The organism is Methylobacterium sp. NFXW15 (genome assembly GCF_049887755.1).
In the GTDB taxonomy this organism is placed as follows: Bacteria; Pseudomonadota; Alphaproteobacteria; order Rhizobiales; family Beijerinckiaceae; genus Methylobacterium.
Map to the genome: position 1 here is coordinate 351,969 of NZ_JAGEKG010000006.1, position 16,746 is coordinate 368,714.

General features: G+C 62.5%; 18 protein-coding genes. 12 read left to right on the top strand and 6 right to left on the bottom strand.

The window, feature by feature from the left end:
- The first annotated feature begins 120 nt into the window (after positions 1 to 120).
- The 4 genes from J4O73_RS16205 (at position 121) to J4O73_RS16220 (ending at position 3,807) form a co-directional block, all read left to right on the top strand.
- The gene (locus J4O73_RS16205; RefSeq protein WP_426218897.1) at positions 121 to 684 is read left to right on the top strand and encodes a recombinase family protein; all 564 of its coding nucleotides are present in this window, start codon (positions 121 to 123) and stop codon (positions 682 to 684) included.
- Positions 685 to 745: 61 nt separating this feature from the next.
- Positions 746 to 1,363: a hypothetical protein gene (locus J4O73_RS16210; protein ID WP_426218899.1), complete on the top strand. Its 618-nt coding sequence runs from the start codon at positions 746 to 748 to the stop codon at positions 1,361 to 1,363.
- A gap of 9 nt (positions 1,364 to 1,372) precedes the next feature.
- On the top strand, positions 1,373 to 2,446 hold the full coding sequence (locus J4O73_RS16215; protein WP_426218901.1) for a helix-turn-helix domain-containing protein: 1,074 nt from the start codon (positions 1,373 to 1,375) through the stop codon (positions 2,444 to 2,446).
- 14 nt (positions 2,447 to 2,460) lie between these two features.
- A complete protein-coding gene (locus J4O73_RS16220) occupies positions 2,461 to 3,807 on the top strand; it encodes a TIR domain-containing protein (protein WP_426218903.1) in 1,347 nt (448 codons plus the stop codon).
- Between the two features lie 123 nt (positions 3,808 to 3,930).
- On the opposite strand, the gene J4O73_RS16225 is transcribed toward J4O73_RS16220, so the two are convergent.
- From J4O73_RS16225 to J4O73_RS16235, 3 genes are all read right to left on the bottom strand, one after another.
- Entirely contained in the window at positions 3,931 to 4,380 is a 450-nt protein-coding gene (locus J4O73_RS16225; RefSeq protein ID WP_426218904.1) for a hypothetical protein, read from the bottom strand.
- A 142-nt stretch (positions 4,381 to 4,522) separates the two neighbouring features.
- Entirely contained in the window at positions 4,523 to 5,104 is a 582-nt protein-coding gene (locus J4O73_RS16230; protein ID WP_426218906.1) for a recombinase family protein, read from the bottom strand.
- A gap of 224 nt (positions 5,105 to 5,328) precedes the next feature.
- The gene (locus J4O73_RS16235) at positions 5,329 to 5,811 is read right to left on the bottom strand and encodes a hypothetical protein (RefSeq protein WP_426218908.1); all 483 of its coding nucleotides are present in this window, start codon (positions 5,809 to 5,811) and stop codon (positions 5,329 to 5,331) included.
- A gap of 334 nt (positions 5,812 to 6,145) precedes the next feature.
- On the opposite strand from J4O73_RS16235, the gene J4O73_RS16240 reads away from it, so the two are divergent.
- The 5 genes from J4O73_RS16240 (at position 6,146) to J4O73_RS16260 (ending at position 11,455) form a co-directional block, all read left to right on the top strand.
- Positions 6,146 to 8,926 carry a GAF domain-containing protein gene (locus tag J4O73_RS16240; RefSeq protein WP_426218909.1) on the top strand — a complete coding sequence of 927 codons (2,781 nt, stop codon included), beginning with the start codon at positions 6,146 to 6,148 and terminating at the stop codon, positions 8,924 to 8,926.
- Between the two features lie 22 nt (positions 8,927 to 8,948).
- Positions 8,949 to 9,314 (top strand): response regulator, encoded by a 366-nt coding sequence (locus J4O73_RS16245; RefSeq protein ID WP_426218984.1) that lies wholly within the window; start codon positions 8,949 to 8,951, stop codon positions 9,312 to 9,314.
- Between the two features lie 437 nt (positions 9,315 to 9,751).
- A complete protein-coding gene (locus tag J4O73_RS16250) occupies positions 9,752 to 10,615 on the top strand; it encodes a transglutaminase family protein (RefSeq protein ID WP_426218910.1) in 864 nt (287 codons plus the stop codon).
- A gap of 232 nt (positions 10,616 to 10,847) precedes the next feature.
- The gene (locus J4O73_RS16255; protein ID WP_426218912.1) at positions 10,848 to 11,036 is read left to right on the top strand and encodes a DUF3606 domain-containing protein; all 189 of its coding nucleotides are present in this window, start codon (positions 10,848 to 10,850) and stop codon (positions 11,034 to 11,036) included.
- On the top strand, positions 11,033 to 11,455 hold the full coding sequence (locus J4O73_RS16260; protein ID WP_426218914.1) for a response regulator: 423 nt from the start codon (positions 11,033 to 11,035) through the stop codon (positions 11,453 to 11,455). The genes J4O73_RS16255 and J4O73_RS16260 overlap by 4 nt, the downstream gene beginning before the upstream one ends.
- 17 nt (positions 11,456 to 11,472) lie before the next feature.
- Here the strand turns inward: J4O73_RS16260 and J4O73_RS16265 are convergent, their stop codons facing one another.
- The 3 genes from J4O73_RS16265 to J4O73_RS16275 all read right to left on the bottom strand — a co-directional run bounded on the left by J4O73_RS16265 (position 11,473) and on the right by J4O73_RS16275 (position 14,973).
- On the bottom strand, positions 11,473 to 13,953 hold the full coding sequence (locus J4O73_RS16265; protein WP_426218916.1) for a PAS domain-containing protein: 2,481 nt from the start codon (positions 13,951 to 13,953) through the stop codon (positions 11,473 to 11,475).
- A gap of 8 nt (positions 13,954 to 13,961) precedes the next feature.
- The gene (locus J4O73_RS16270; protein WP_426218918.1) at positions 13,962 to 14,168 is read right to left on the bottom strand and encodes a type II toxin-antitoxin system ParD family antitoxin; all 207 of its coding nucleotides are present in this window, start codon (positions 14,166 to 14,168) and stop codon (positions 13,962 to 13,964) included.
- Between the two features lie 424 nt (positions 14,169 to 14,592).
- Positions 14,593 to 14,973, bottom strand: coding sequence for a winged helix-turn-helix transcriptional regulator (locus J4O73_RS16275; RefSeq protein WP_426218920.1), 381 nt, complete (start codon positions 14,971 to 14,973; stop codon positions 14,593 to 14,595).
- A gap of 202 nt (positions 14,974 to 15,175) precedes the next feature.
- Here J4O73_RS16275 and J4O73_RS16280 point away from each other — a divergent pair, with 202 nt between their 5' ends.
- From J4O73_RS16280 to J4O73_RS16290, 3 genes are all read left to right on the top strand, one after another.
- Entirely contained in the window at positions 15,176 to 15,577 is a 402-nt protein-coding gene (locus tag J4O73_RS16280) for a DoxX family protein (protein ID WP_426218922.1), read from the top strand.
- Positions 15,578 to 15,644: 67 nt separating this feature from the next.
- Positions 15,645 to 16,025 carry a glutathione S-transferase N-terminal domain-containing protein gene (locus J4O73_RS16285; protein ID WP_426218924.1) on the top strand — a complete coding sequence of 127 codons (381 nt, stop codon included), beginning with the start codon at positions 15,645 to 15,647 and terminating at the stop codon, positions 16,023 to 16,025.
- Positions 16,026 to 16,043: 18 nt separating this feature from the next.
- Entirely contained in the window at positions 16,044 to 16,664 is a 621-nt protein-coding gene (locus tag J4O73_RS16290) for a hemerythrin domain-containing protein (RefSeq protein WP_426218925.1), read from the top strand.
- Positions 16,665 to 16,746 lie beyond the last annotated feature (82 nt).

Consider the following 16,746-nt stretch of genomic DNA (forward strand, 5'->3'; position numbering starts at 1 on the left):
CGCGACCGAGGCAACGCGATCACGGTCCCTCCGTCCATAAATCTTGACTTATGGACACCCTCCCCTGCCTTTGATCGAAAAGCGCTTTTCCCGTCCATAAATCCCAGCCAAGATGTGGGCATGATTTTCGGCTATGCCCGCGTGTCGACCAACGCCCAGGACCTCGCCACCCAGATCGGCCAGCTCGAAGCCGCCGGGTGCGAGCGTATCCTTCACGACAAGCTGTCCGGGCTGAATACCGACCGCCCCCAACTGCGGAAGCTTCTCGCGGCTGTCAGCCATGGTGACACCGTCATCATCCCAGCGACCGACCGTCTTTCCCGCGACACGGCAGACCTGTTGACGATCGCGCGCGATCTGCGCGCTGCCGGCATCGGGTTACGTTCGCTAGCCGAGCCGATCCTCGACACGACAAACGAGCTGGCCGACGTCGTTCTGGCTGTTCTCGGCCTCGCCGCGAAGCTGGAGCATAAGCGGCTGCGTGAACGCACGACCGCCGGCCGTGCCAAGGCGAAGGCGGATGGAGTGAGGTTCGGACCGAAGCCCAAACTGACCCCCCACCAGCAGCGCGAGGCGGTCAGGCGTAGAGATATAGATGGAGAGTCACCGGCCAGCATCGGCCGGAGCTTCAACGTCAGCCGACAGACGATCGCCCGATTGAAGCTCGGCGGCAGCTCCATCTAGGCGTTGACATGATAACTTTTATCCCCTCAGATGAGGGGGCGAAAATTAACATGGTAGCCCGATGCCCGTCTTAGCCGAAGAGAACGAAGTCGCCCCGCGCTTGGAGCAGCTTGGCCTTAGCAAGGCCATCTTGCTCGAGGTCATCCGCGCAGCTGTCGGCGCACGTCGCAACGCGACGCCCTTTCACCCGATAACCACGGCCGGCTTCAATGCTTGGAGCGAGGGAACGGCTCACCTTCGCCGAATCCTCGTCTCGCAGGGCTGGCGGATGGGCGACAAGGACAATATCGCCTCGGTCTACAACGCAGAGACGGACACAAAAATCATTTTCCAGAATGCCGAGAGGGCCGGCGATCTCCTGAATGATCCTATCGCTAATTCAAGGAAGGGCGCCGGAGCTGCAAGGGCAGTCGAGCGAGCGCAGTATGATCTTTTCCCCGAAACCCAGATAAAGGAAATCGAGGAAGCGCGCACTAAATTATGGTGCTTGTTCGTGATGGCGGAAGGCGACGACGTTCGGGCTGAGTTATCTCGACCCATCGCAATCAATGAAGAGCAGTATGACGAATTCCACGAGCGTATCGTGCTCGTGCAGCATGGCGAATGGCAGGGCCTCGATCTCTCCGACGATAATGAGCCGCCACTCGATTTCGATGTGACAGTGTCTCGGAAAAACTGACCTCAACGAATGTTCAATCACCGTAGATTAGTGCTCGGTCGCAAGCGGCGGAAGATGACTGCGCGCGCGCTTGCGGCTGCCATAGGCGTAACTCCTATCACCGTTTCCAGATGGGAGAACGGTAACAACGAGCCCGAAGACACAACGATCGACGCGATCGCGAAAGAGCTGCGCTTTCCGCGAGGATTCTTCTACGCGGGTGATTTCGATGACCTGCCGGAGAAGGCGGCTAGTTTTCGCAGCATGTCTGCAATGACCGCGAGGGAGCGAGACGCAGCTCTAGCGGCCGGGTCAATCGCCTATCTGTTCAACGACTGGATCTCCGAGCGATTTAACTTACCTGCTGCCGACGTGCCAAATTTTGGTGCGGAGTCTAGCCCAGGAAGCGCGGCGCAAGCTGTTCGCGAGTATTGGGGTCTTGGACAGAAGCCCATACCAAATATGATTAAGCTGCTGGAAGCCAAAGGCGTCCGGGTCTTTTCATTATGCGAAGATACGAGGAATGTGGACGCATTTTCGTGCTGGCGGAACAATCAGCCTTTCATCTTCCTCAACACTTATAAATCAACCGAGCGAAGCCGCTTCGACGCGGCGCACGAACTAGGCCATCTGGTCCTGCACAGGCACGGCCCAGCACAAGACAGCCGCCAGGCAGAAGCTGAAGCAAACGAGTTTGCCTCTAACTTTTTGATGCCTTTTGACGATCTAGTCGGGCGTATTCACTTCATCACGAGCGTTAAAGAGCTCGTACAGGCTAAAAAGCGCTGGGGCGTTTCTGTGGCCGCGCTGGCATACCGCCTAAACAAATTGGACATTGTTAGTGAATGGCAGCATCGGAGCCTTCAGATTGAGATTAACCGGCAAAATTACAGGACGAAAGAACCAGACAGTCTGCCGGCTGAAGAGTCGATTATATGGCCGCAGGTTTTGAGTGCTCTGTGGTCGGAGCGTATAACACGCGAGCACATCGCAGCAGAGCTGCTTATCCCCTTGCAGGAGCTTGAAGGCATTCTTTTCAAACTTATCGGGCGAAATTTACCTCCTGCAAAAACAGGCAAATCGCAGCTTCGGCTTGTCTCATAAAGTGCCGGTTTAAGATGTATAACCTCTTGATTACCGCTGGTGAAGATTACTGGGAGGAAAGCCCTGCTAGTACCGATCTAGGCCGATTTCTGGAGTACACTTCAGACGGATTGAGGGAAAAATATAAAACACTTACAGATGAGACTATTGAGGAAATCAAAACCTATCCGGCGCTATTTGCATACGAAGATCATTTAGACAAACCGGCGAAAATCGGTTGGATCAAAAGCATTGAGCGACGATATGGATCGATACGGATAGCGTTTGAATTTGATGAGCGATTTGAGCCGATCGATCCCAAAAATTTAGACTCTGCAAAACGAGCGCTCGATATCGTCAACCAGTTCGAGATGAATCGAACTCATTGGGCGATAAAGGAGGTAGATTTAATCGAAGCGTTGTCGAGAAAAGATGTTTTAAAGATGTCTGTAGCACCAGTTCCTAGCTTTAAATTTTCCCGTCAAACAGTCTTGTTTGCTGCAGATATATTGCAGCTTATGGGGCACGGTGATTTTGATCGGTTTGTCCTAGGTCTAGGAATTGATGAAATAGATGCTGGCCGCAATCGCGGTAGTCTGCGCGCGCGTTCCGTTGCCTTAGGTGAATATGCTGTTCGACAAATGGAGCAGCCGACAGCGGATGGGGAGCCCCTATCGTTGGCGGTAGTTCGTCACGCCGCAAGTCTTGATCCTGATTATCCAGAAGGCGAGCTATACCAAATAGATAAGAGAAGCCGTGACGGCTTTTGGCGCGGCTTACAGAAGGATGGTTATCGCTATCACGATGGCGAGGTGTTGCCGTCAGGGATGCCGCATCACATTCCAGCGCCTCCTCATGTCCCCGCTCCGCCACCAGCGGTTCCCTGGAAAATGCCAGCCGGAGCTGCGGTGCCGAAAGTTCCTATTATGCCAGGCTCGAAGCCGCGAGTGTTCATCGTTCATGGGCGCGATGAAGCAACTAAGAACGACGTTGCGCGGTTTGTCGAGAAAATCGGTCTTGAAGCTGTAATCTTTCACGAACAGCCGAATGGCGGAAGAACGATCATTCAGAAATTTCAGGAGGAGTCAGCGGGCGCTGTCTTCGCTATTGTTCTCATGACTCCCGACGATGTTGGTGGGCTGGACGCCAATCACCTTCAGCCACGAGCACGGCAGAACGTCATTTTTGAACTAGGCTTCTTCCTCGGTCGATTAGGACCGAAAAAGGTATGTGCGCTTTTCAGTGGCAATCTCGAAAAGCCTTCAGATTTTGAAGCAGTAGTGTACATACCATACAGCTCCAACTCGGATTGGAAGAGCGCTCTAGCGAGAGAGCTAAACCATGCCGAAGTCGCTTTCGATCACAGCAAAGTCTTTCTATAGACTACTCCGAAACGACCGTTTCGGATTGATACGAGGGCCGGCTCCGCGGCGATTGCCGCGCCTAGGAAGCACATGTGCATACCCTCGGCTGAAAGCTACACATCCCAGCCATGGCTGTACCGCTCACATGAACAGGTCGAGCTGCCCCACGGCGGTCCGGACCCGTCGCCTGGGACCACGGTACGCGAGCGGCATGGCCGGTGCATCCGGTAGAGCATGCCCGGGCTTGCCATAGAGAACGGCGCCTACGATCTGGCAGTGGGCGCCCTGGTGGAACACGTTCGCCGTGTGAGGCCCAGCGCGTAGGATCTCCTGCACCAATGCCTCGCTCACACTCATGTCCGACAAGGCCGCGAGCAGGCAGGTGAGCCCCGCCACTTGAACGTCGAACGACTGGAACTCCGCGGCGCGCTGCCGCCAGATCTGTCGCACGGCGCCGACGCTGGTGTTCGGGAATGGGTTGGGCGCGGGCTTAGTCGCCGCATCGGCGATAAATGCCGCGATCAGGTTCCGCTCGGCGATATGCGAGGCCGTGAACAGGGCGTCAGCGAGCTGAGGGCGGCTGATCGTCATGAGGCTTCGATGTTGTGGGGCTGGACGGTGAGCGGCAGTCCCGCGAGGCCAGCGAAGGTACGTATCGGGATAAGCGGTCTGTCGTTACATCCATTGGGCCGGGACCGGCAGAACGCCGCAGTCACACGTGTCATGCGCGGGTTCACGGCTTGACCGCGATGCTGTTGGCTCGAGCGCGGGGGAAGTAGCTGTAGAAGGTGTCGCGGTTGACGCCCATACGTTTGGCGATCTCGGCCACGCTGATCGTGCCAGCCACGAGCATGGCCCGGGCCGCCTCCAGGTCGGCCTCGCTGAGCTTCTTTGGCCGGCCGCCCTTGCGACCCCGAGCGAGCGCGGCCTTCAGGCCTTCCATGGTGCGTTCGCGATTTAGGTCGAGGAAGTACTCGGCCATGGCACCATGCATCTGCAGGGCGAAGCGGCCGTGTGCGGTGGCGCTGTCGAACTGCTCGGTGAGCGAGCGGAAGTGGACCTCCTTCACCCGCAGGCCGTCAATGGTGCGCATCATCTCGACGAGGGAGCGGCCGAGGCGATCGAGCTTCCAGACCACAAGCACGTCCTCGGGGCGCAGGAAGGCGAGGGCCTCATCGAAGGCAGGCCGCTTGGTGCCGGCCTTTCCGGATTTCTTCTCCTCGAACAGGCGCTCGCAGCCGGCACGGGTCAGGGCGTCGCGCTGGAGGTTGAGGTTCTGGTCCTGTGTGGAGACGCGGGCATATCCGACGAGCATGTCGGGACAGTGCCAAAAGTACGTTTCCCCGGCAATAGAAAAGCCGACACGTTTCTCCGACAAAAACGAGGCTGTTTAGGGCGGCTCGGCTGGGACGCTTTATCGGTGTCGGAAATACGATCGATTTCCGGACATATGGCATGATAGGACGCGTGTCCGAGAAGGGCCCGTCCTCCGCAGACTTCCGCATCGGGTCGGATGCGGCTGTAGGTGCAGGTTGCAGGTCAGCGGTATAGCCCCTCGGCCTGGAGACGGCTGAACAACACGCAGGCTTGGTCCTGAGCCGCAACGTCGTCTTCTCGCTTCTGAAAGCCATACTCACACATCGGCAGCAGCTTCTGCATCGCCCGGTCCATCGCCGAGCCCGCCCACAGGATCAGAATTTCGCGGTCGGTGAGGTCCTTGAGGAAGCACCAGAGCATCAGCATGAGGCCGAGCGCCGGGCGTTCGTGCCAGTCGGTGGTCGTTTGCCGTTTGATCCGCTCAAGGCGACGTATGAGCGCTTGGCTCTTGGCCGGCGTCAGGTCCGCGAACGGCTCCAAGCAGGCGGTCCGTAGATTGCTACGCAGCTCGGTGATATCCGCCTCGGCTTTCGCGGTCAGATCCGGGTCGGCCGGAACGAACACGTCCGGTGCGCCCGTGAGCGCGTAGAGGAGGTAGGCGGGAACTGCGAGTTCGATCCGCTGACGGTCGGTTAGGACAGGCATCAGGGGATTTACCGACCCTGTCAGCGCCAGGAAAGTCCAGACGGGCTGGTGCAACCCAAGCACGGCTCTGATCGGCGGCAAGGATCTCTGCGGAACACCTTAGGCAACCGACATCACCCATGCGGACATGTCGGCAAAGCGGTCGACTTCCGGACATACCGTACGACAAGATAAATGACCGCTGAGGGTGGCTTTCCGCCGGTCCGCTTTCGGGTGGAAGTCGGGAGAAGCAGACGTTTCACCGCGTCCGGCCGTGATCCAACGCCGCCTTTTAGAGGGCCGTTTGCTGGCAATTCAGTTGACCTCAAACGCGGGAATGAAGACAGCGATAAGCATGAACCCGTCAGTTGTCGCCGATCCGGCGCGCCTCGGCGCGCTTGGCGCGCTTGCGGTCCTCGATACGCCCGCCGAAGCCGGTTTCGACGATGTCGTCCGCCTAGCCGCGCGTCTGTGCGCCGCGCCGGTCGCGCTCGTCAGCTTCGTGGCCGGCGAGCGGCAATGGTTCAAGGCCCGGGTCGGGTTTCCCCACTGCGAGACTGACTTGAACTCGTCTGTCTGCAAGTTCGTACTGAACGAGCCCGATCTCCTCGTGATCCCTGACCTCGCCGTCGATCCGCGCACCGCGGGCAACCCGCTCGTCACAGGTGAGCCCGGCATCCGCTTCTACGCGGGCGCACCGCTGCGCACCGCCGAGGGGCACGCCCTGGGCTCGCTATGCGTCATTGACACCGTCCCGCGTCCGGATGGGCTTTCCTCGGAGCAGGCCGACGACCTGCGAGCGCTCGCCCGCCAAGTGTCCGGCCAATTGGCGTTGCGAAGAGTCGTCGAGAACCGCGACGAGACCATGGAGGTGCGGGAGGCGCTCCGCGAGAGTGAGGAGCGCTTCAGGACGATCTTGGAGACGGTCGAGGACGCGTTCGCCATCGTCCAGGTAAAGTTCGACGCAGCCGACCGCCCGGTGGACTACCGCTTCGTCGAGGCCAACCCCGCATTCGAGCGCCAGGCCGGGGTCAATCTGCGTGGTAAGTGGGTCACCGAGTTCGCGCCCGACCTGGAGCAGTTCTGGTTCGACACCTACGGGCATGTCGCCAAGACCGGCGAGCCGGCAACCTTCGAGAACTACGCGGAGGCGTTCAAACGCTGGTTCGACGTGCGTGCGGTTCGGGTTGGCAATCCCGACGAGCGGCGGATCGCGATCCTGTTCAGCGACGTCACCGCGCGCAAAAAAGCGGAGGCGGGCCTGCGCGCCAGCGAAGCGGTGGCCCGGCGCAACGTCGAACGCGTTCAGCTCGCCCTCGCCGCCGGCGCGATCATTGGCACGTGGTTCTGGGACTTGCCGACTGATCGATTCACCGTTGACGAAGGGTTCGCCCGCAGCTTCGGGCTCGATCCGGCGTTGGGACGCGAGGGCATACCCCTCGCTCAGATCGTCGCGACTGTGCACCCGGACGACCAAGCCGGGCTGGGCGCAGCCATCACCAACGCCATCCTCCGGGGCGGGGCCTACGCCCACCAGTACCGGGTTAAGCGGGCAGACGGCTGCTACTACTGGATCGAGGCGAACGGGCGGGTAGACCATGGACCGGACGGCACGCCCCTGAGCTTTCCCGGCGTCCTACTCGACATTGAGGAACGTCGCGCGGCGCAGGAGGCGTTGCGTGAGAGCGAGGCGCATTGGCGCGGCCTGTTCGAGCGGCTGAACGAGGGCTTCCTCGTCGGCGAGGTCGTCCGTGACGAGGCAGGCAGGATCACCGACTGGCGCTACATCGATGTCAACGCCTCCTGGGGTGCCCTCGTCGGGCTCGACCCCGGGAGCGTCGTCGGTCGAACCCTGCGCGAAGTCCTGCCCGACGTCGAGGACGAATGGGTGGACGAGTTCGCCGGCGTAGTCGAGACCCAGGAGCCCGTGACCTTCACGCGCCGGGTCGGCAGCCTTCGACGCTGGTATGAGGGGCGCGCCTTCCCGCTCGGCTCCGAGCGGTTCGGCATGATTTTTCTAGATGTCACCGCCCGCATTGAGGCGGACGTGCGACGCGACGCGCTGCTCGAACTCGGTGAACGGCTGCGCGACCTCGACGACGTGCCGGCGCTGGTCGAAGCCGCCGCTGGCATCCTGGCCCGCGCCACCGACGCCACCCGAGCCGGCTACGGCTTGGTCGACCCCATGCGCGATACGGTGAAGGTCATGACTGACTGGCACGCGCCCAGCACCGTGTCTGTCGCGGGTCTGCACGGATTTCGTGCCTATGGTTCTTACATCGAGGACCTCAAGCGCGGCGAGGTCGTCGCCATCGACGATGTGGCACTTGATCCCCGCACTCGGGACACTGCGGCGGCGCTGCTGGCCATCGACACACGCGTCCTGCTCAACGTGCCGATCCTAGAACGCGGCAGGCTCGTGGGCATCGCCTTCGTCAACTGGGCCGATCAACATCCCTTCACTAGGGATGACCTCGCCTTCGTTCGCACCGTCGCCGATCGCGTGCAGGTTGCAGTGGCGCGCGTTCAGGCCGAGGCGGAGCAGCGCGTGCTCAACGAGGAGATCTCGCACCGTCTCAAGAACACGTTCGCGATGGTAATCTCGATTGCTACGCAGACGCTCCGCACCGTGCCCGAGCGCGCGCCGGTCGAGGCGTTCGTGCGCCGCATCCACGCGCTCTCCTCCGCCCACGACGTGCTGTTGCGCCAGAGCTGGTCGGCGGCACCGGCGCAGGAGGTGATGCGGGCGGTACTGGTCAACGCTGGGCACGGCGAACGCATCGAGCTCACAGGCCCTGAACTCGATCTTGGGCCACGCGCGACCCTGTCACTCTCGCTCCTGCTGCACGAGCTCGCAACGAACGCTGCCAAGTACGGGGCGCTCTCCGTGCCGGACGGTCGGGTGGCTGTGAGATGGCAATTGGCGGGTGAAGGTGAGGAGCGCGAGGTGACGCTCGACTGGACGGAACGCGGCGGTCCCCCACCGACACCGCCAGCTAGCAGTGGGCGCAAGGGCTTCGGCTCGCGGCTGATCCACCTCGGGCTGGTCGGAACGGGAGGGGTAGAACTTCGTTACCCGCCGTCCGGCTTCCAGGCGACGATGCGCGCGCCGCTCGTCCAATTGCAGCATTCCTGAGGAGATCCGGTTGGGTCAGTCAATGCCGCTACCGCGGCCCGTCATACTCGTCGTCGAAGACGAGCCGCTTCAGCGCCTGATGGCCGTGGACCTTGTCGAGGACGCGGGCTTCGATGTCGTGGACGTCGCCAGCGCGGCTGAGGCGGTGCGCGTGCTGGAGAGCCGACCCGACATCCGCGTGGTATTCACCGACATCGATATGCCCGGGGGGCTGAACGGTATGCAGTTCGCCGCGGCCGTCCGTGACCGCTGGCCGCCCATCGAGCTTATCATCGTCTCGGGCAAGCGAAGGCTCGGAGCCGAGGAGATGCCGGCGCGCGGCGTCTTCTTTGCCAAACCATACAAAAACGACGAAATTACAACCGTCATGCGACAGATGGTGGGATGATCACGCCGGCTACGAGGAACTCGCAAGCGCCCTCGTACTGTCGTTCGTGAGCAAGAAGGCTGATACTTACTGTTCAGCATGTGGCTGAAGGCTGCTTCCTACTCATCGCTGAACTTGCTGAACGACGAACGAATGGTCACTTCCGAAAATCGCGAACGGCGTTCTAGACAGAAGGGTTGGGTTGGAACTGAGAGGGCTGCTCAAGGTAGTTTCGCCACGATCCGCTTTCTGGCAGCAACGTGTGGAAGCGGATTGTTGCCTTCGATCCCGCGGCTATAGTCAGCCAAACACATTGGATAGGAAGATTTGGCGTAATGCGGCGGCCATCCCAGCGGATCGCCCACGTCAACGATCCATGCATGGCCAGAAATATGCTACGCTTCAGCGCGATAACTTTCGCACGCATGCGGCCGTGATTGGATCGAGAGGGCGCTTTCTTGGTCGACCTACGTATCCACCATCGCACGACATATCGCTATCGCAAGCCAGTCAGTCTCGGACCGCACCGGCTGATGATGCGGCCCCGGGAGGGTCGCGACCTTCGATTGCTGGCGAGCAGCATAGCTCTGTCGCCGGACGCCACCGTCAGTTGGGCTCACGACGTGGCCGGCAATGCCGTGGCGACGGCTACGTTCCGGTCCCCGACCGAGCGCCTCGTCGTTGAGAGCATATCTCGGGTCGAACTATCGGCCACAGCGTATCCAGTTTTCGCCATCGCCGCTTCCGCCATCGCATTCCCGTTCCGGTACTCCGAAGACGAATGGACCGACCTCGGCAGCTTGACGGTTTTGCAGTATCCCGAGGGAACGCCGAGCCTACGCGCCTGGGCGCAAGGGTTCGTGGCGTCCTGCCCGACCGACACCCTATCGCTTCTCAAAGACCTGAACGCCGGTGTCGGCAGCACCATCACCTATCAAGTTCGGGAAGATGAGGGCACACAAACCCCGAGCGAGACCTTGGCGCTTGGGTTGGGCACGTGCCGGGACCTGGCGACGCTCCTCGTCGCGGCGGTACGGTCTCTCGGCTTCGGAGCCCGGGTCGTATCCGGCTACCTCCACGACCCGACACGAACGTTGCTCGGTTCTGCCGATGCCGGGGCGACACATGCATGGGCGGAAGTCTTCCTGCCGGGCGCGGGGTGGATCACCTTCGATCCGACGAACCGCAGCGTCGGCGGCGCGAACCTGATCCCGGTCGCAGTTGCACGCGACATCAGGCAGGCCATGCCGCTGGTCGGCAGCTTCGCCGGACCCGCGGACGCTTTCCTGGACATGTCCGTGGAGGTTAGCGTCAACGGCTAAGGTTTGTCCCCGTCTCCGACCGATACGGCCGGGACAGGCTCGACCAAGGTGCCGATCAGCGTGAGAAACGCATTACGCTCGGGCGATCCGTTCCTCGATGCGAAGAATGCTGCGGCCAACGCGGCCTGTCAGGGTCCTATGCAACCTAAGTCCGGCGCGTCCGTTGCATCAGTATCCATCCAATCGGTTGCAATGAGGCGCGATCTTCGTGAGAAGTCGCGAGAGATCGTTTATGTCTTTCAGTCCTACGCCAGTCCTAAGCCGAACCGTCACGCATATCGACATCCATGATCGCGCCGCCCGGGCTGCCTGGGCTGAACGCTACGGCGTGACTGACGCGCAGTTGCGCAAGGCCGTGCGGATGGTGGGTTCGCGGATCACCACGCTTTCGAACCATCTTCGCATGGCGTCAACATCGTGATCGCGGCGCTTGCCCCGGATCAGCGGGCGTCATTGGCTGCGCATGAACTCGGCGTCCTGATCGTGGACGACGATCCCCTACTCCTGATGGACATGGCGCAGTCTCTCGCCGATGCCGGCATCGTCGTGTTTGAAGCACGAAACGCCGACGAGGCGCTACAGGTGCTCTCCACCCGAACCGACGTGCGCATGACGATCACCGATGTGGATATGGGCGGTGGCGGGCTGAACGGGTTCCAGCTGGCGAAAGTAGTTGCGACGCGCTGGCCGGAAGTAGGCTTACTCATCGTCTCCGGTCAGAGCCGCCCCAAAGCCACCGACCTGCCTGAGGGCGCACGGTTCCTGGCAAAGCCCTGTGCGCCCAGTTCGCTGGTGGGAAACGTGTTTGCGTTCGTGACGCAGCAGGGCGGTTCAATTTAACCCGTCAAGCTGCCGCTTCACGGGCCGTTCGTGCTCCCGTTCCTGCGTTTGCGCATGGCGCGGCTCAGCACCCGCGACAGCGCCTCCACGGAGTACGGCTTCTGCAGGAGCTCGAACCCATGGTCCGCATCCTGTGCGAGCACGTGGCTGTATCCGCTCGTCAGGACGACCGGGATGCGCGGGTACAGCCGAGCGATCTCCTGACCCAGTTCTACTCCGTTCATGCCCGGCATGATCACGTCCGAGAACACCACGTCGTGGGCATCAGGGTCTCGCGCCAATGCATCGAGGCCGGCTCTCGCGCTGAGAACCCAGTCGGTTCGGTACCCCAACTCGCCGAGCGTCTGGGTCACGAACGTACCGACGTCGCGGTTGTCCTCGACCACCAGCACGCAGGCGCCGTCGCCGTCCGTGACCGGCGTGTCCTCCTCCGGGCGGGCGCGGGCCTGTCTCTCGGCCGCGCGCGGCAGATAGAGGGTGAACGTCGTCCCCGCACCGACCTCGCTTTCAACCATGATCTCGCCGCCGGACTGCTTCGCGAAGCCGTAGACCTGGCTGAGCCCCAACCCCGTACCCTGGCCCACCTCCTTGGTGGTGAAGAACGGTTCGAAGATCCGCCCGATCTTCTCCGGAGCGATGCCGCTGCCGGTGTCCTGGATCGACACCTGCACGAATGCCCCCGATACGGCGGCGTGGGCGCGGACCGCCGGCATCCCCGCGACAGGATGGACGCCGATGGTCAACTCGCCCTCGCCCTCCATGGCGTCGCGGGCGTTGACTGCCATGTTGACCAGCGCCGTGTCGAACTGGCTCGGGTCGGCGTTGATGAAGCACGGCTCGGTGGAAAGATGCTGGCGGACGCTGATCCGCGCGCCCGTCAGAGTGCAGACCATGTCAGCGATGGTCCTCACGCTGACCGCCGCGTCGAACACCTCGGGGCGCAGCGCCTGACGGCGGGCGAATGCGAGGAGCTGACCGGTGAGCTTGGCGGCGCGGTCGACTGTATCGGAGATCGCCGCGATGTAGCGGACACGCCGCTCCTCTGCGAGGCCGGGCCGCTTGAGCAGGTCGGTCGAGGATTTGATGACGGTGAGCAGGTTATTGAAGTCGTGTGCCACGCCACCGGTGAGCTGCCCGACCGCCTCCATCTTCTGCGACTGCCGCAGCGCCTCCTCGGCCTGCAGCAGCAGCCCCGCTTGCCGGCCTCTCTCGGTGACATCGCGGGCGGAGCAGTACAGCAGGCCGTCTGAGGGCACGGCCGTCCACGACAAGTTCACGTACTCCCCGTCCTTTGCACGGAAGCGGTTCTCGAACGCCAGCGTGGCCCGGCCCCCGGCGAGATCGGCGACCTGCTCGCGCGTCCTCACTTGGTCGTCCGGGTGTTCCAGCCACTCCGTCGTCCGGCCGACGAACTCGCGCTCGTCCCAGCCCAGAACCGTGGTCCAGGCTGGGTTGACGCTCAGGATCACGCCGTCACCGTCGGTCACCATGAACAGGTCGCGGCTGACCTCCCACAGGCCGTTGCGCTCCTGCGTGCGCTCTTGGACCTGCTCGGCCAGGGTCGCATTCAGGGCCTGCAGAGCCGCCTCGGCACGCCGCCGATCCGTGACGTCGGAGGCGGCCCCGAGCCAGCCGGTTACCTCACCCTTCGGATTAAGGAGCGGTACCGCGCGCGAGAAGGCCCACCCGACCGTGCCGTCGACGCGCTTGACCCGATGTTCAAGACTGTAGTCGGACTTCGTGCGGATCGCGCGCTCGATCTCCGCGCGCACCGCCGCGTGGTCCTCGACCGGGATGTACTCGTCGAGCCAGTTCCGGTTGGCCATGGCGTTGTCGGGGATGAAGCCGCCGCCGGCGAGCTGGTGTAATTCGCCCCAATCCGCGCTGATCGAGTAGCGTACCTCGGAGGACGAGCGGATCAGGGCATCGAGGCGCTGCTCGCTCTCGCGCAGCCGGATCTCGCTGGCTTGGACGGCCGCGACCTGCCGTTCGAGGCTTTCGTTGAGCCGGGTTAGGTCGCGCTCGGCAGTAACCTGTCGTGTCGTCTCCGTGACGACGAGGAAGATACCAGCGATCTGACCATCGTCGTCCCAGAGCGGGCTATGGCAATGGGTGAAAAAGGCATCCTGCGGTGTGCCGTCCCGGTCGGGGGTGTAGCGCGCATCCTTGACGAGGTAGGGCTGTCCCGCGAGCACCTGGTCGAAGATGGGCGTGAGCTGGTCCCACATCTCCGACCACCATTCCCGTGCCGGCTGACCGAGGTGGCCGGGGTGCTTGCGACCGAGGCTCGGCGCGTAGGCATCGTTGTAGATCGTGACGAGATCCGGCCCCCAGTGGAGCATCATCGGGAAGGCCGAGCTCAGCACGATGCGCACGGCCGACTGCAGCGATAGCGGCCAGCCCTCCTCGGGACCGAGCGGGTTGCCGGACCAGTCGAGGGCGCGCAGCCGCTCGCCAGCCTCGCCGCCGCCAGCCAGACAGGATCGTTCGGATAACATCCCGACGCTCATGTGGTCACGGTTTGGCGCAGGGATTGCGGCGCGCTGAGCGTATCGCAATGCAGCTGGAAGCCCCGCTCACGCTCATCGAGCAGGCGAAGTGCCGCGCGGAACACCTCGCTCAAATTGCCGTAACGCCCGGAGGCGAGCATGCGCTCGGCGACGGCATGCAGCTCAGGGCTGAGGGAGACGGAAACGGTCAGACGCGTGGCCATCGCTCATGTATCGCGCGCAGGAACTGTTAGGACAAGGCGTCCACAGGTGGCCAACGTGAGAGAGACCTTCGGTTTAGTTCAAGGCAGAAAACTCGGGTCGTCTCCCTGGCACGAGTTCACCCCAACAGCGTGCTGGCGAAGGGCTGCTTTTGGGAAACGGCGATGACCATCTCAACGGCTGCCTTGGGTCGGTAGGAGCTCGTCCGCTATTCCGGAGGCCCGGCTCCGAACCAGCCATTCCGCTTACGGCCAGCATCTGCTGTCGCCCAGTGCCCGGACGCACGTCTCAGATGGGTGGTCTTCTGCCGGTCTGCTTTGAGGTTGCAAATGTATCGAAGCTGACGCCGCTGCTTCTCGAATACCAGTTTCGGGCCATTCCTCGCGGCGTTTCGTTCGATATTCCGATGAGGCGCGGAAGCCTGGACTAGGCCGCGTTCTCTTTCTCGTCGTAGGTTGCCTGAGCTGCATCGATCCGGTCCATGTGTTCGAACGCCCAGGCTCCAAGGGCCTGGATCGGCACGGCCAAGGAGTGCCCGAGCTCCGTCAGCTCATAATCGACGCGCGGCGGGATGGACGGCGTCACCGTTCGCGTCACGAGCCCGTCCCGCTCTAGGTTGCGCAGCGTAAGGGTCAGCATCCGCTGCGAGATACCGTCAACGCCACGCTTGAGATCGCTGAAACGACGCGACTTACCACGCAAGAGCATGATGACGAGCACTGTCCACTTGTCGCCGATGCGAGAGAGTAGCTTCGACACGCGCATGCATCCTGCCGAATGAACCGGCTGATGGTCGGTCACATCCATGTAACCTTGGTACCCTTCCTGTGCCGTCTTGCGGTCCGCAGCAGCTTCCTTATCATAACCCGGTCACTAAACGAAACCGAGGCACGCTTTGGAACTCGATTGAGTTTCAGCGACCCCGTCACATCTGGGCGACCCACCCGGCCCAGTTCTCACACTTGAACGGTTGGGTGCCCCGTCGCCTGCGCGTCCCCGAGAGACCGGCATGTCACAAAGCTTCGCACTCCCGGCCTCACCCTCGCGCGGCCGCAACGTCACGGCCTGGATACTCTCGGTCGTCCTAGCGCTTGCATACTTGGCAGCCGGCGGGGCCAAGCTGGCCGGCGTGCCGATGATGGTCCAGACCTTCGACCAGATCGGCCTTGGTCAGTGGTTCCGCATCGTGACGGGCCTCGTCGAGGTCGCCGGAGCCGTCGCGCTCGTCGTGCCTGGCTACGCGTTCTTCGGCGCCCTCTGGCTGGCTGCGACCATGGCCGGCGCAGTCCTCGCTCACCTGCTGGTCCTGCCGACCCCGGCGGCTCCCGCCGTCCTGCTGCTCGTCCTCGACGTCGCCCTCGCATGGCTGCGCCGCGACCAGTCCGCCCGCCTCGTCGCACGCCTGCGCTAGGCATTAGGGCCACGCCATCGCGCTGGCCACCTATACCCATCGTTCCATGACAGAGGACATCAACCCGATGACCGAGGCCCCGTTCACGCCCACCGTCTACCTCAAGGCGGGCTGCCCCTTCTGCCTGAAGGTGCGCCTGTTCCTCCTGGAGGCCGGACAACTCGGCAGCGTCGTCCTGCGGGAGTTCGTCCCCGGAACCGAGGAGGAAACCGAAATTCGCGGCCTGCTCGACCCAGTCGTTGAGAAGGTGACCTTCCCAACGGCCGAACTCACGCCCAGTAACTTCACGACCGAGTCTGACGCCATCGTCGCGCACTTCGCGGAACGCGCCGGTGTCGAACCGGAAGCCTTGCCGACCTACCAGTCCTACCTAACCGGCGTGTTCAAGAACCTCGGGACGCTCTACCGGGAAAACATGGACCTCAAGAAGCGCCTCTCACCGGCTTGAGGCGGGACGGCGAACCCGATGGCTTCCGACATCCTCGACACCGCCGAAGCTGCCGCTTCGCCCCTCGGCGCCGGGCTTGGCCGCGCCCTTGAAGGCATCCCCTTCCTCGACGATGCCACGCGTCCGAAGGCGCCAACCATCCCCGGCGTGACCCCGGCCCAGCGGGCGCAGGGGCGGCGCCTGGCCCTGTATCACCGCCACCACCTCGCAGAGCTCGCCGCCGTCCGCGTCGCGCTCGACCGCTTCCTGGCGGGAGCCGGCGCCGTCGAGGCAATAACGGACGGCGTGATATCCCTGTCACTGGCCGAGAACTACCGTGCCTTCGGCAACCTGTGCGGTCGCCAATGCCATCTCCTCCAGATGCACCACGACATCGAGGAGGGCGACATGTACCCAAGGCTCCGCCAAGCCGCGGGCTTGCACCAGGTCCTCGACCGGCTCAGCGCGGAGCACTGCACCGTGCACGGCCTGCTCGAACGCATCCGCGACATCGTGCAATCCGTCACCCTGGAGCCGACGGCAGAGCGCGTCCTCGCCTTGAGGGAAGTCTACGAGGTCTTCGAGCGTGTGGTGGTCTCGCACTTTGGGTACGAGGAGCGAGAGCTAGAGGAGGCAATCGGGTACTACGACGCCCTATAGAAGTGCCAATTGACGTTCCATCCACCGAAGGGCTGGCTGACAAGCAAAGGCTTCGGTCCGCGACGCGCTCCCGCCAACTTAC